The sequence below is a fragment of the Microbacterium jejuense genome, from assembly GCF_039544225.1.
In the GTDB taxonomy this organism is placed as follows: domain Bacteria; phylum Actinomycetota; class Actinomycetes; order Actinomycetales; family Microbacteriaceae; genus Microbacterium; species Microbacterium jejuense.
The window spans coordinates 79,120-92,324 of record NZ_BAABLG010000013.1 but is presented as its reverse complement, the minus strand read 5'-3'; the positions used below and the strand labels follow the sequence as shown (position 1 = coordinate 92,324).

The window sequence follows — 13,205 nt, the reverse complement described above, 5'->3', positions numbered from 1 at the left end:
GTGTACTCCTGCGGGAGTACACCGGCCGGCATCAGACCGCGTCGAGCGCGTCGACGATGCGGGTGACGGCGGTGCCCAGCGCCCACTTCTCGGCGAGGGCGGACGCCTCGGACCTGGCGGCCTCGTCGAGCGGGCGCAGCCGGTGGTCGGGCACGTCGAGGGGGAGGTCGCGGACGACCGCGACGACAGTCGGCGCAACGGCGAGGTAGGGCAGGCCCGCGAGCACCTTGGATCGCACGCCCGCCGACATGCCTTCGCCGGCCTCGGCGGCTGCGATGATCCCGGCGAGATCGCCGTGCGTCGCAAGCAGGCCCGCAGCCGTCTTCTCGCCGATGCCCGCGACGCCCGGCAGGCCGTCTGACGAGTCGCCCCGCAGCGTCGCGAAGTCGGCGTACTGCGAGGGCAGCACGCCGTACTTGCCGACGACGGCGGCGTCGGTGAGCACCTCGAGGTTGCTCATGCCGCGCGCGGTGTAGACGACCCGCACGTCGCGGGAGTCGTCGACGAGCTGGAACAGGTCGCGGTCGCCGGTGACGATGTCGACCGGCATGCTCGCCGTCGTGGCGAGGGTGCCGATGACGTCGTCGGCCTCGTGCTCGGGCGCACCGACGATGCGGATGCCCAGGGCGCCGAGCACGTCGCGGATGACGGGCACCTGCACTTCGAGCGGGTCGGGCACCTCTTCGACGTCCGGCCCGCCCGCGACCACCTCGGCGACGCGGTGGGTCTTGTACGTGGGGATCAGGTCGACGCGCCACTGCGGTCGCCAGTCGTCGTCCCAGCAGGCGACGAGGTGCGTCGGGCGGTAGGTCGTCACGAGCCTGGTGATGATGTCGAGGAAGCCGCGCACGGCGTTCACCGGCGTGCCGTCCGGCGCGCGCACCGTGTCGGGCACCCCGTAGAACGCGCGGAAGTAGAGGGACGCGGAGTCGAGGAGCATCAGGCGGTCGGTCACGCGTTCATCCTGGCATGCGCCTCCGACGCCGTGGCGGCGGGTGCCGTCGCGCGGGCGGCGGGGGAGACACCGGTCGTTCACCTGCGCGATGGATGCCGGTCCCCGGGCGGCACCCGTCTCGTTCACGTCGCCCGCCCACCGTGGGGAGACAGCCGCGGAAGGGGGCGTTCATGGGCCGTGAAGATGTGCTTGCGTGGGTGGAATCGCCGCTGCAGCTCGTGGGTGCCGCAGAGTGGGCCGCCGCCCACTCCACGACCGTGCCGGTCGCGGGCCGCCTGACGCCGCAGATCTCGGCGACGGCCGACGCGCTGCTCGCCCGCGGTGCGCGCTTCGGCGCGCTGGAGCCGTACCTCGGCATCCCGTGGAATCTTCTGGCGGCGCACGGGCACTGGCTCGTCGGCGACGGCTTCTCGGGGCAGTTCCGCCTCGCCGCGGCCGTCCTGCGCCCGCGCCGCCTGACGTTCCTCGACGACGGCGCCCAGGCGATCGCATATGCCGACACGCTGCTCGGCCGCCGCCCGTACGCACGGCCCGACATCCACGAGCGGGGACTCACGACGCTCGCCGCACCGTTCGCCGCCGAACTCGTGCACCGACGGGCGGGCGCCCGCCGTGCCGGTATTTTCACTGCGTTCGACCTCGGCGCCGACCGCGTCGACGCGCTCGCGGACCAGGGGTTCGACATCGGCCGTCACGACTTCTCGTGGACGCGCGCGACCGCGCCGGCGGCGCCCGAGCTCGGCCGTCGCATCGTGCTGGGCAGCGCCCTGCCGGTCGATGGGCGCATGATGCTGCTCGACTACGTGCGCTGGGTGCGCACGGCCGGCGCGGACGGCGCCGTCTACCTGCCGCACCGCCGCGAGACCGCCGAGCAGCTGAACGCCGTCGCGTCGGTGCCCGGCATCCGGGTGCAGCAGACCGGCCTGCCCGTCGAGCTGGTGCTGGCCGGCGCCCGAGAGCCGCTGGAGGTGCTGACGCTCCCCTCGAGCACGACCACGACGCTGCCGCTGGTGCTGGCAGGCACCGGTGCCACCGTGCGCACGGTCCTCGCGACCTCGAGCCGCGCCCCCCGAGGGAATCGGGCCGTCGCATGAGCGAGGCCGTGGCGATCATCCCCGCACGCGGCGGGTCGAAGGGGGTCCCGCGCAAGAATCTGCAGCGCGTGGGCGGCGTGCCGCTGGTCGCGCGCGCCGTGGCAGCCGCGCAGCAGAGCCCCGCGATCCGGCGCGTGGTCGTGACCACCGACGACGCCGACATCGCCGCCGTCGCGGCCGAGTGGGGCGCCGAGATCGTCGAGCGTCCCGCCGACCTCGCTGCGGACGAGTCGACCTCCGAGGGGGCGCTCCTGCACGCGCTGGACGAGCTGGAGCGCCGCAGGATCGACGTGGGCGTGCTCGCCTTCCTGCAGGCGACATCGCCGTTCATCGACGTCGCGGCCCTGACCGACGCCGTCCACCTGGTGCGCTCGCGTCGCCGCGACAGCGTGTTCTCGGCCGTCGAGACGTACGGATTCCTCTGGGAGAAGGGCGTCGGGGGCGCGGCGGCCGCCGTGAACCACGACCTCGAGTTCCGCCCGCGCCGTCAGGACCGCGAGCCCCACTTCCTCGAGACCGGTGCCTTCTATGTGATGCGCGCCGCGGGGTTCCGTGCCGCACGCCACCGGTTCTTCGGCAGCGTCGGCATCGCCGAGGTGTCGCCGCGCACTGCGATCGAGATCGACACGTCCGACGAGCTGGAGCTCGCCCGGGCGATCGCGCCGCTGATCGACCGTGCCGAGCCGATGCAGGTGGATGCCGTCGTCACCGACTTCGACGGAGTCCACACCGACGACACCGTCCGCGTCGACGAGCACGGCATCGAGTCGGTGGTCGTGAGCCGCTCCGACGGCATGGGCGTGTCGCTGCTGCGTGCCGCCGGCATCCCGCTGCTCATCCTGTCGACCGAGGCGAACCCGGTCGTCACCGCCCGCGCGCGCAAGCTCGGCGTCGAGGTGATCCAGGCCGCGCACGACAAGGCGGCGGCGCTGCAGGAGTGGGCGGACGCCCACGGCATCCCGCCGGCTCGCATCGCGTACCTCGGCAATGACGTCAACGACCTGCCGTGCCTGCACCTCGTCGGCTGGCCGGTCGCCGTGCCCGACGCGCATCCTCTCGTCCTGTCCGCCGCGCGCGCCGTGCTCGACCGTCCCGGCGGCGCCGGCGCGGTGCGTGATCTCGCCGATCGCGTGCTGGCCGGCCGGGATGCGGCATCCGCTCTTCTCCTCGCACCACACCCCACGAGCCCCCAGGAGGCATCATGACCGTCACGATCGGATCCCGCGTCGTCGGGGGCGGACGCCCCGCGTACGTGATCGCCGAGATCGGCCTCAACCACAACGGCGACGTCGAGATCGCCAAGCAGCTCATCGACGTGGCCGCCGACGCCGGCGCGGACGCGGTGAAGTTCCAGAAGCGCACGCCCGAGATCGCGACCCCCGAGCACATGCGCGACATCCCGCGCGAGACGCCGTGGGGAACCATGAGCTACCTCGACTACCGCCGCCGCGTCGAGTTCGACCGCGACCAGTACATCGAGATCTCGGACCACGCGCTGCTGCGCGGACTCGAGTGGTTCGCGTCGCCGTGGGACGTCCCGTCCGTGGCGTTCCTCGAGGATCTCGGCGTCGTCGCCCACAAAGTCGCCTCGGCCTCGCTCACCGACCGCGAACTGCTGGAGGCGCTGCGCGACACGGGCAAGCCGATCATCCTGTCGACCGGCATGTCGACGACCGAGCAGATCGACGCCGCGATCGAGGTGCTGGGCACCGACCGGCTCGTGCTGATGCACGCGACCTCGACCTACCCGATGGAGCCCGAAGAAGCGAACCTGCGCATGATCCCGTCGCTGCGCGACCGGTACCCCGGTGTGCCGGTGGGCTACTCGGGTCACGAGCGCGGCCTGCAGATCTCGATCGCCGCGGTGGCGCTGGGCGCCGTGGCGGTGGAGCGCCACATCACGCTCGACCGCACGATGTGGGGATCGGACCACGCGGCGTCGCTGGAGCCCGCGGGCCTGAAGAACCTGGTGCGCGACATCCGCGTGATCGAGGCGGCCCTCGGCGACGGCGTCAAGCGCGTGTACCCCGGCGAACTCGCGCCCATGGCGAAGCTGCGCCGCGTCCCCGCGTGACGCGCGTGGCCGGCCGTCCGCCGCGCATCGTCGCGATCGCCGACACCGACTCGTACGTGAAGTGGGCGGCCGCCCTCCTGGGGGCCGAGGGCGGGAGAGTGGATGCCGCACTTCTGGTCCTGGAGACGCCCCTGGTCGTGAGCGACTCGCAGCTCGCGTCGGCGCTCGTGGGAAGCGCACTGGCGCGCGACCGCGTCGAGAGGATCGCCCACGCCGCCCTCGCGGCCCGGCTGGCGCAGCTGCGCCCCGACGCCGTGCTGCTCGGCGCGCGAGGCCCGCTCGTGCGGGTGCTCGCCCGCGAGATCGCCGACCTGCAGCCGCGGCCGGTGCTGGTGACCGGGCTGCCCGGCATCTCGATCCCCGCGACACGCAAGGCTGTCGTCTACCGCCTGCAGTGCGACCTGTTCGTCGTGCACTCGCAGCGCGAGGTGCGCGAGTTCGGCGCACTGTCGGCGCGCACCGGGTACGCGCACCGCTACGCCCTCGCGACTCTGCCGTTCGCACGCGGCGCCTCCGGGGTGGCCGGGGCCGCGGCCGCCGGCAGCCGGCCGGGCGGCACCGACCTGGTGTTCGCCACGCAGGCCAAGGTGCCCGCGGAGCGCGAGGACCGGTTGCGCATCGCCCGTCTGCTGCGTGCAGCGGCCGAAGCGGACCCGTCGCGCCGGGTCGTCGTGAAGCTGCGTGCGGCGGCGGGAGAGCACCAGACGCACGTCGAGCAGGACGGTTATCCCGAGCTGCTGGCGTCCCTCGGGCCGCTGCCGCCCAACCTCGTGACGTCCACGGCGCCGATGGCGCGGGCACTGGCGAGCGCCGAGGGTCTGGTCACGGTCAGCTCGACGGCGGCGATCGAGGCGATCGCGAGCGGTGTCCCGGTGATCGCCCTGGACATGTTCGGGGTGTCGGCGAGCCTCATCAACGAGACGCTCGCCGACGCCGACCTGCTCGCGGGCGAGGAGGACGTGGTCGCGCGGCGGTTCCGGCATCCCGATCCGGAGTGGCTCGACGAGAACTACTTCCACGCCCCGGCTGCCGATGACTGGACCGACGCGCTGGACAGCCTGATCGCGCTGCGCGCGGCGGGTGCCCTGCCGCAACGGGCGCCGTTCGCCCGGCGCGGCGGCGCCCTGCGCGACGCGTGGGAGCGCCGGATCGCGCTCGGGCGCAGCGACACGTCGGCTTCCGGCGCGATCGCATACGCCGTCGGGATGCCGGCGCGCACGGCCGTGCGCCTCGCGAACCGCGCGCGGCGGGCCCTGCGCAAGGGCGCCGATGCTGGAACGGGCGCGGTCGCGAGCGCGACGGCCGGGCTGCCGGAAGAAGCCGGCGATCTCGTCCGGGGGGAAGCGGATCGCCGGCTCCGGGCGGGTCGTTGAGACCGCCCCTCGTGCCCTCCGGGGGTCGGGCACGAGGTGGGGTCCCGGGCGACACCTCGCCCTGCGGGGAATCGCGGGGGGACCGGGGGTTTGCCCCTCCGCGATGTCTTGTTCACCCTCCCAACCGCGCCTGTGAGAAGGCTATGCCGGCGCCACATGAAGGCTCGACGCCCGCCGTGCACCTGCTGGGCGCCTGTGGGCGCGCTCCCACGCCGGTGATCGCGCGCGGCTCCGCGCGTGCGCGGGAGGGCAGGCGTAGTCTCGTGCGATGACCTCCGCCGCCGGCCGGACCGAGCTGCGCGCACTGCTCGATGAACTGCGCGACTCCGCGACGGTGCGCCTCGCCGTCAACGAGCAGACGCTGGCCGAGCTTCGTGCCGATCGTGGCGCCGACGTCGCCGACGACGAGCACGATCCCGAGGGCGTGACGCTGTCGGGCGAGTGGTCGCGCGCAGTGGCCTTCGCCGACGCCGAGCGCCGCGAGCTCGCCGAGATCGACGATGCGGTCGCCCGCTGGGAGGCAGGGACCTACGGTGTATGCGTCGACTGCGGCCGCGGCATCCCGATCGCCCGCCTGCGCGTGCGTCCGTTCGCCACCCGCTGCGTCGCCTGCGCCGAGAAGGCCGGTGCCTGATGTCGTTCGGAGTCGCGGCGTCCCGCACGCCGCGAGACGGCTTCGCGCGGCCGGCCGCGGGGGATCCGTGCCCGTGCGGCAGCGGTGAGCGTTTCGAGGGATGCTGCCGCCCGGCCCTGCACGGCACCCCCGCGCCGACCGCGGAACGGCTCATGCGATCGCGGTACACGGCGTTCGTCGTCGGCGACGCGCCCTACCTCTCGGGCACCTGGCACCCGGGCACGCGCCCCGAGGAGCTGACCCTCGATCCCGCGCAGAAGTGGACGGGCCTGGAGATCATCGATGCCGAGGGCGGCGGCGAGAGCGACACGCGCGGCGTCGTGGAGTTCCGCGCCGCCTGGCGGTGCGGCGCCGATCGCGGCGTGCTGCACGAGCGCAGCCGCTTCGTGCGTCAGGCCGAGCGCTGGTGGTACCTCGACGGGCGGATCGATCCGGACTGACCGGCTCCGGTCGCGCCGGCCGCGGCTAGCGTGAGAGCCATGACCACTCAGGCTGAGAAAGCACAGACCCTCGCGCGCCTCCACGCCGCCCCCGAGATCCTCCGCGTCGTGAACGTGTGGGATGCCGTGTCGGCGCGCGCCGTCGCCGCGCTCCCCGAGACGCGCGCGATCGCGACCGCCGGCCATTCGATCGCGGCGACGTTCGGTTACCCCGACGGGGGCATCCCGCTGGAGGTGACGCTGGACATGCTGGGGCGAATCGTGGAGGCGGCCGGCGACCTGCCGGTGAGCGCAGATCTCGACGGCGGCTACGCCGATGCGGGCGAGACGGTCCGCCGCGCGATCGGCAAGGGCGTCGTCGGCGCCAACGTCGAGGACAGACTGCGACCGCTCGACGAGGCGGTGGCGGCCGTGGAGGCGATCGTGGCCGCAGGCGCGGCAGAGGGCGTCCCGTTCGTGCTGAACGCGCGCACCGACGCGTTCGTCCGAGGCGGTGGACGGCCCCTCGACGAGTCGCTCGCCGACGCGATCGAGCGCGGACGCGCCTATCTCGCCGCCGGTGCGGACCTCGTGTTCGTCCCCGGGATCCTGGATGCCGACGTCACGCGCCGACTGGTCGAGGGGATCGGCGAGCGCAAGATCAGCGTGATCGGCCTGCCGGGCGCTCTCTCGTCCACCGAGTACGAGGCGCTCGGCGTCGCGCGCATCTCGTACGGGCCGATGACGCAGCGCGTCGCGCTGACGGCGCTGCAGGACGTCGCCGCCGAGCTGTACGCGGGGGGAGTCGTGCCCGCCGGCACGCGCGCGCTCAACTGACGCGGAGGCCTCTTCGGCCGGCCCGCGGGAATCCTCGCCGGCCGGCCGCTGTTGTCGCAGGCATGGAGCCCGTACCCGTCGATGTCGTCGTGATCGGCGCCGGGCAGGCGGGACTGTCGGCCGCCTATCACCTGCAGCGGCGCGGGTACGCGCCGCTGCAGGCGGGCGACCTCGATCGCACCTACGTCGTGCTCGACGCGAACCCCGCACCGGGCGGCGCATGGCAGCACCGGTGGTCGTCACTGCGGATGGCCACGGTCAACGGCATCCACGAACTGCCCGGGTTCGCGGTGCCGCCCGCGGACCCGTCGGCCGCCAGCCGCGAGGTGCTGCCGGCGTACTTCGCCGAGTACGAGGCGCGGTACGCGCTCGACGTCCGACGGCCGGTGCGCGTGAGGGCGGTGCGCCGCGCCGACGACCATCCCCGCGGTCGGCTCGTCGTCGAGACGGACAGCGGCACGTGGGCCGCGCGGTTCGTCATCAACGCCACCGGCACGTGGACGCGTCCGTTCTGGCCGCGCTACCCGGGTCAGGAGCGCTTCCGCGGCCGTCAGCTGCACGTGGCCGACTACGTGTCGGCCGAGGAGTTCCGCGGCCGCCGGGTCGTGATCGTCGGGGCGGGGATCTCGGCGGTGCAGCTGCTCGACGAGATCTCGCGTGTGGCCGACACCTTCTGGGTCACCCGCAGCGAGCCGGACTGGAGCGACGAGGCGTTCGACATCCCGGCGCGGGTCGCGGCGATCGCCGGCGTCGAGGACCGTGTGCGCCGCGGACTTCCGCCCGGCAGCGTAATCTCGGTCACCGGCATGCACTGGACGCCGTGGGCGCGCGCCGCGCAGGAGCGGGGCGTGCTGGTGCGGCATCCCATGTTCTCCGCGATCGAGGAGGACGGTGTCCGCATGCCGGACGGGTCGTTCGAACGCGCCGACGTGATCGTGTGGGCCACGGGCTTCCGCCCGGCGCTGGACCATCTGTCGCCGCTGCGGCTGCGCACGCCGGAGGGTGGCTTCCGTGTCGAGAACGGCCGCTCGCTCGATGAGCCGCGCCTGTTCCTCATCGGGTATGGGCCGTCCCAGTCCACGGTGGGCGCCAATCGCGCCGGACGGGCCGCCGTGCGCGCGATCGTCGCGGACGCCGTGCCGGAGGACGCGCTCGTCGCCTGACGAACGCGGCCGACTCGCGTAGCGTGAGACGAAAGACGGAGGGACGTCCATGGCCCGAATCCTGATCTTCGGCGGACACGGCAGGGTCGCCCTGCTCCTCGCGCCGCTCCTCGTGGCCCGGGGACACACGGTGACCGCGGTGATCCGCAACGCCGCGCACGAGGCCGAGGTCGCCGCGACCGGCGCGCAGCCGCTCGTCGCGGACGTCGAGACGCTCGACGCCGCCCAGCTGGAGAACATCGTCGGCGGCAACGACGTGGTCGTCTGGTCCGCGGGCGCCGGTGGCGGGGATCCCGTCCGCACCTACGCCGTCGACCGCGACGCCGCCATCCGCTCGATGGATGCGGCGTCCGCCGCCGGCGTGCTGCGGTACGTCATGGTGTCGTGGATCGGCTCGCGTGCCGATCACGGCATCGGCCGCGACGACTCGTTCTTCGCCTATGCCGACGCCAAGTGGGCGGCCGACGCGCACCTCGCCGCGAGCGACCTCGACTGGACGATCCTCGCGCCGGGCACACTGACGCTCGATCCGCCCACCGGACGCATCGAACTCGATCCGGCGGGCCGGGGCGCCGTGCCGCGCGCGGATGTCGCCGACGTCATCGCGGCCGCGATCGCCGACGACGCCACGATCGCTCGCACGATCCGCTTCGGCGGAGGGGACGAGATCATCGGCCACGCGATCGCCTGACGGCCCGTCCGCGCCTAGGCTCGGAGCATGCTCGCCACCATCATCCACGCCGCCCGCGACATCCGTGTCGAGGAGGTGCCCGAACCGGTGCTCTCCACCGGCGCCGACGCGATGGTGCGGGTGGTGGCCGCGTGCGTGTGCGGCTCCGATCTGTGGCCATACCGCGGCGTGACGCCGACCAAGCGGCCCCACCGCATCGGCCACGAGTTCGTCGGCATCGTCGAAGAGGTCGGCCCGGAGGTGCGCGCCGTGCGCCCCGGCGACTTCGTGATCGCACCGTTCTACGTGTGCGACGGGACCTGCGCCAACTGCCGCAACGGCGTGAGCACGTCGTGCCTGCACGGCGGCTGGTGGGGGAGCGACGACCGCTTCGGCGGCTTCGCCGACGGCGGCCAGGGCGAGCGCGTGCGCGTGCCGCTGGCGGACGGCACTCTCGCGGTCGTGCCGGGTCCGGTGGCGGACGACGAGGTCCCCGGCCTGCTCACGCTCAGCGACGTCATGGGCACGGGGCACCACGCCGCGGTGTCGGCGGGCGTCGGCCCGGGCGACGCCGTCGCGGTCGTCGGCGACGGCGCGGTCGGACTGTGCGCGATCATCGCCGCGAAGCGCCTGGGCGCGACCACGATCATCGCGATGTCGCGGCATCCGCAGCGCCAGGCGCTGGCGCGCGAGTTCGGCGCCACGCACGTCGTCGAAGAGCGCGGGGATGCCGGTGTCGAGGCCGTTCAGGCCCTCACCGGCGGGATCGGCGCCGATCGCGTGCTGGAGTGCGTCGGCACGAAGGAGTCGATGGACCAGGCGCTGCGCTCGACGCGCCCCGGCGGAATGGTCGGCTACGTCGGCGTGCCCAACGGCGGACCCGAGCTGCCGGTGCGCCCGATGTTCGACCGGAACGTCGGCGTGAACGGCGGGGTCGCCCCGGTCCGCGGCTACATCGACGAGCTGCTGCCCGACGTGCGATCGGGCGCCATCCGCCCCGGCCGCGTGTTCGACCTCGAGCTGCCGCTCCGCGAGGCCGCCGAGGCCTATGCTGCGATGGACGAACGCCGCGCGACCAAGGTGCTGCTGCGGCCCTGACCCGCTTCGGCGACGCGCCCGCGCGCCTGCGCGCGCCCGCGCTTGAGTACGGTAGAACAGCAGGAGTCGAAGGGAACCCCGTGAAGATCGTCAAGCGCATCGTTCTGGTGCTCGTCATCGCGTTCGCGGCGTTCTACCTCATCACCCGCCCGCAGGATGCGGCCAACGCCGTGCAGGGTGCGATCAACGCCGTCGTGGGCGCCGTGATGGCCGTGGTCGACTTCTTCGTGGCCCTCGCTGCGGGCTGAGCGTGTTCGATCCGCGGATCGACAAGCACCTGATCGCGGATCAGGGGGAGTACGTCGTCGACGAGGTCCGCAAGCACTGGGCGGCGACGGTCTCGGCCGTGCTCGAACTGGTCGGCGGTCTCGTCGTGTTCGTGTTGGCGTTCGTCGTCCCCCCGCAGGTCTGGTGGCTGCCGGCCCTCGTCGGCGCCGGCATCGGCGCGCACGCCTTCTGGCGCATCTTCGAGCAGCGCATGGACCGCTTCGTCATCACCAACATGCGGGTCTTCCGCGTGCACGGCATCCTGTCGCAGCGCATCGCGACCATGCCGCTCGCGCGCATCCTCGACATCTCGGTCTACAAGCCGTTCATCGGGCGCATCTTCGGCTACGGCCACTTCGTCTTCGAGTCGGCCGCGCAGGAGCAGGGGCTGCGCGAGATCCGCTACGTCGGCGACCCCGATACGCGTGGCCTCACGATCCAGCGCGTCATCGCCCAGGCCGGGCTGCGCGGCGCCGCCGGCCGTGGCGACCCGGCGAACGGGCTGCCGTCGCCGGTGCAGCCCCCGCCGCGGGCGGTGCCGCAGCCGCAGCCCCAGCCGCAGCCGGCGGCGACAGTCACGGTCGTGCCGTACGACGAGGGCCGCGCGACGGCGCCGGTCTCGGGGATCGAGCGGGGGAGCTCGCAAGCCGGCTGGGACTGGCTCGCCGACGCCCAGCGCCGCGAGGACGAGCGCCTCGCGCAGCTGCGCGGTGAGCCCCCGAAGGGCGCCGCGTCGTTCGATCCGGACCGCACGAACACGGCTCCGATCGACCTGCCGCGCTGAGCTTCCAGCCCCGTTCGGGAACATCGCGGGCGACCCTCGCGTTCTGATACCCTGGAGTGTCACTCGTGTGGCTGTTTCGCCACGCCCGGAGCCGATCGCGGCTCGGACGCACCCCGCAGGGGGCATGAGCGGCATCGCAATGAAATCCGCTTCGCTTCGGTCTGAGGCATCCGTTCGCGTCCGCGCGGTCGGAGGCCGCTGAGGCCCGGAGCCTGATATCCCAACCCAACAAGGACAACCCACTACATGACTAGCGCAACGACCGCCACGGCCACCAAGCAGGTCGCGATCAACGACATCGGATCTGCTGAGGACTTCCTGGCCGCGGTCGAACTGACGATCAAGTCCTTCAACGACGGCGACCTCATCGAAGGCACCGTGGTGAAGGTCGACCGCGACGAGGTCCTCCTCGACGTCGGCTTCAAGACCGAGGGCGTCATCCCCTCGCGTGAGCTCTCCATCAAGCACGACGTCGACCCCAACGAGGTCGTCAAGGTCGGCGACGAGGTCGAAGCCCTCGTTCTCCAGAAGGAGGACAAGGAAGGCCGCCTCATCCTGTCGAAGAAGCGCGCGCAGTACGAGCGTGCGTGGGGCGACGTCGAGAAGATCAAGGAGAACGACGGTGTCGTCACCGGCTCCGTGATCGAGGTCGTCAAGGGCGGCCTCATCGTCGACATCGGCCTGCGTGGCTTCCTCCCCGCTTCGCTCATCGAGCTGCGTCGCGTCCGCGACCTCACGCCGTACCTCGGCCAGGAGATCGAGGCGAAGATCCTCGAGCTCGACAAGAACCGCAACAACGTCGTGCTCTCGCGCCGCGCCCTGCTCGAGCAGACGCAGTCCGAGTCGCGCACCACGTTCCTCAACAACCTCCACAAGGGCCAGGTCCGCAAGGGCACGGTCTCGTCGATCGTCAACTTCGGTGCGTTCGTCGACCTCGGTGGCGTCGACGGTCTCGTCCACGTCTCGGAGCTCTCGTGGAAGCACATCGAGCACGCGTCCGAGGTCGTCGAGGTCGGCCAGGAGGTCACCGTCGAGATCCTCGAGGTGGACCTGGACCGCGAGCGCGTCTCGCTGTCGCTGAAGGCGACGCAGGAGGACCCGTGGCAGGTCTTCGCCCGTACGCACGCGATCGGTCAGGTCGCGCCGGGCAAGGTCACCAAGCTCGTTCCGTTCGGCGCGTTCGTGCGCGTCGCGGACGGCATCGAGGGCCTCGTGCACATCTCGGAGCTGTCGGGCAAGCACGTCGAGCTCGCCGAGCAGGTCGTGTCGGTCGGCGAAGAGGTCTTCGTCAAGATCATCGACATCGACCTCGAGCGTCGCCGCATCTCGCTGTCGCTCAAGCAGGCGAACGAGTCGGTCGACCCCTACGGCACCGAGTTCGACCCGGCCCTCTACGGCATGGTCACCGAGTACGACGAGAACGGGGAGTACAAGTACCCCGAGGGCTTCGACTCCGAGACCAACCAGTGGAAGGAAGGCTTCGACGAGCAGCGCGAGAAGTGGGAGCAGGAGTACGCCGCCGCCCACGCTCGCTGGGAGGCGCACAAGGCTGCCGTCATCAAGGCCCTCGAGGCCGAGGCCGCCGCTCCGGTCGAGACCGGCTCGTCCTCGTACTCGTCCGACAGCGGCCCGGTGGGCACGCTCGCGGACGACGAGGCCCTCGCCGCTCTGCGCGAGAAGCTCTCGGGTCGCTGATCGAAGAGCTGACGCTCGCGGTTCGCTGAACCGTCTGGTCCGAAAGGGGCCGTCGCCGAAAGGCGGCGGCCCCTTTCGCCTGCCCGGGCGATGTCGGGGGCCCGGCGTATGGTCGCTGCGTGCCTGTGAGACCTGCCGTGCG

General features: G+C 72.5%; 14 protein-coding genes. 13 read left to right on the top strand and 1 reads right to left on the bottom strand.

Annotated elements, in window-relative coordinates; genetic code table 11:
* Window positions 1-31: 31 nt before the first annotated feature.
* The gene (locus ABEA46_RS19410; protein ID WP_345546973.1) at window positions 32-955 is read right to left on the bottom strand and encodes a 5'-3' exonuclease; all 924 of its coding nucleotides are present in this window, start codon (window positions 953-955) and stop codon (window positions 32-34) included.
* Between the two features lie 170 nt (window positions 956-1,125).
* Here ABEA46_RS19410 and ABEA46_RS19405 point away from each other — a divergent pair, with 170 nt between their 5' ends.
* The 13 genes from ABEA46_RS19405 (at window position 1,126) to rpsA (ending at window position 13,063) form a co-directional block, all read left to right on the top strand.
* Window positions 1,126-2,049 (top strand): hypothetical protein, encoded by a 924-nt coding sequence (locus ABEA46_RS19405; protein WP_345546971.1) that lies wholly within the window; start codon window positions 1,126-1,128, stop codon window positions 2,047-2,049.
* Window positions 2,046-3,254, top strand: a complete 1,209-nt coding sequence (locus ABEA46_RS19400) for a cytidylyltransferase domain-containing protein (RefSeq protein ID WP_345546969.1) — start codon at window positions 2,046-2,048, stop codon at window positions 3,252-3,254. Before ABEA46_RS19405 ends, ABEA46_RS19400 begins: the two co-directional genes overlap by 4 nt.
* Complete coding sequence (locus tag ABEA46_RS19395) at window positions 3,251-4,123, top strand: N-acetylneuraminate synthase family protein (protein WP_345546967.1); 873 nt, start codon at window positions 3,251-3,253, stop codon at window positions 4,121-4,123. The genes ABEA46_RS19400 and ABEA46_RS19395 overlap by 4 nt, the downstream gene beginning before the upstream one ends.
* Window positions 4,120-5,496 (top strand): DUF6716 putative glycosyltransferase, encoded by a 1,377-nt coding sequence (locus ABEA46_RS19390; RefSeq protein WP_345546965.1) that lies wholly within the window; start codon window positions 4,120-4,122, stop codon window positions 5,494-5,496. The genes ABEA46_RS19395 and ABEA46_RS19390 overlap by 4 nt, the downstream gene beginning before the upstream one ends.
* A gap of 268 nt (window positions 5,497-5,764) precedes the next feature.
* The gene (locus tag ABEA46_RS19385; RefSeq protein ID WP_345546963.1) at window positions 5,765-6,130 is read left to right on the top strand and encodes a TraR/DksA family transcriptional regulator; all 366 of its coding nucleotides are present in this window, start codon (window positions 5,765-5,767) and stop codon (window positions 6,128-6,130) included.
* On the top strand, window positions 6,034-6,570 hold the full coding sequence (locus ABEA46_RS19380; protein ID WP_345546961.1) for a YchJ family protein: 537 nt from the start codon (window positions 6,034-6,036) through the stop codon (window positions 6,568-6,570). The genes ABEA46_RS19385 and ABEA46_RS19380 overlap by 97 nt, the downstream gene beginning before the upstream one ends.
* A gap of 39 nt (window positions 6,571-6,609) precedes the next feature.
* Window positions 6,610-7,386: an isocitrate lyase/PEP mutase family protein gene (locus tag ABEA46_RS19375; protein WP_345546959.1), complete on the top strand. Its 777-nt coding sequence runs from the start codon at window positions 6,610-6,612 to the stop codon at window positions 7,384-7,386.
* Window positions 7,387-7,448: 62 nt separating this feature from the next.
* The gene (locus ABEA46_RS19370) at window positions 7,449-8,549 is read left to right on the top strand and encodes an NAD(P)-binding domain-containing protein (RefSeq protein ID WP_345546957.1); all 1,101 of its coding nucleotides are present in this window, start codon (window positions 7,449-7,451) and stop codon (window positions 8,547-8,549) included.
* A 49-nt stretch (window positions 8,550-8,598) separates the two neighbouring features.
* Complete coding sequence (locus tag ABEA46_RS19365; RefSeq protein ID WP_345546956.1) at window positions 8,599-9,240, top strand: NAD(P)H-binding protein; 642 nt, start codon at window positions 8,599-8,601, stop codon at window positions 9,238-9,240.
* A 27-nt stretch (window positions 9,241-9,267) separates the two neighbouring features.
* Window positions 9,268-10,317, top strand: coding sequence for a zinc-dependent alcohol dehydrogenase family protein (locus ABEA46_RS19360; protein WP_345546955.1), 1,050 nt, complete (start codon window positions 9,268-9,270; stop codon window positions 10,315-10,317).
* Between the two features lie 80 nt (window positions 10,318-10,397).
* On the top strand, window positions 10,398-10,565 hold the full coding sequence (locus ABEA46_RS19355) for a hypothetical protein (protein ID WP_191170428.1): 168 nt from the start codon (window positions 10,398-10,400) through the stop codon (window positions 10,563-10,565).
* Window positions 10,566-10,567: 2 nt separating this feature from the next.
* Window positions 10,568-11,368, top strand: a complete 801-nt coding sequence (locus ABEA46_RS19350; protein WP_345546954.1) for a PH domain-containing protein — start codon at window positions 10,568-10,570, stop codon at window positions 11,366-11,368.
* A gap of 246 nt (window positions 11,369-11,614) precedes the next feature.
* Window positions 11,615-13,063 (top strand): 30S ribosomal protein S1, encoded by a 1,449-nt coding sequence (gene rpsA / locus ABEA46_RS19345; RefSeq protein WP_345546953.1) that lies wholly within the window; start codon window positions 11,615-11,617, stop codon window positions 13,061-13,063.
* Window positions 13,064-13,205 lie beyond the last annotated feature (142 nt).

Bases quoted from the DNA above. Each gene is read 5' to 3' on its own strand.
- ABEA46_RS19405 (WP_345546971.1), top strand. From the start codon at position 1,126: ATGGGCCGTGAAGATGTGCTTGCGTGGGTGGAATCGCCGCTGCAGCTC.
- ABEA46_RS19400 (WP_345546969.1), top strand. From the start codon at position 2,046: ATGAGCGAGGCCGTGGCGATCATCCCCGCACGCGGCGGGTCGAAGGGG.
- ABEA46_RS19395 (WP_345546967.1), top strand. From the start codon at position 3,251: ATGACCGTCACGATCGGATCCCGCGTCGTCGGGGGCGGACGCCCCGCG.
- ABEA46_RS19385 (WP_345546963.1), top strand. From the start codon at position 5,765: ATGACCTCCGCCGCCGGCCGGACCGAGCTGCGCGCACTGCTCGATGAA.
- ABEA46_RS19380 (WP_345546961.1), top strand. From the start codon at position 6,034: ATGCGTCGACTGCGGCCGCGGCATCCCGATCGCCCGCCTGCGCGTGCG.
- ABEA46_RS19375 (WP_345546959.1), top strand. From the start codon at position 6,610: ATGACCACTCAGGCTGAGAAAGCACAGACCCTCGCGCGCCTCCACGCC.
- ABEA46_RS19370 (WP_345546957.1), top strand. From the start codon at position 7,449: ATGGAGCCCGTACCCGTCGATGTCGTCGTGATCGGCGCCGGGCAGGCG.
- ABEA46_RS19365 (WP_345546956.1), top strand. From the start codon at position 8,599: ATGGCCCGAATCCTGATCTTCGGCGGACACGGCAGGGTCGCCCTGCTC.
- ABEA46_RS19360 (WP_345546955.1), top strand. From the start codon at position 9,268: ATGCTCGCCACCATCATCCACGCCGCCCGCGACATCCGTGTCGAGGAG.
- rpsA (WP_345546953.1), top strand. From the start codon at position 11,615: ATGACTAGCGCAACGACCGCCACGGCCACCAAGCAGGTCGCGATCAAC.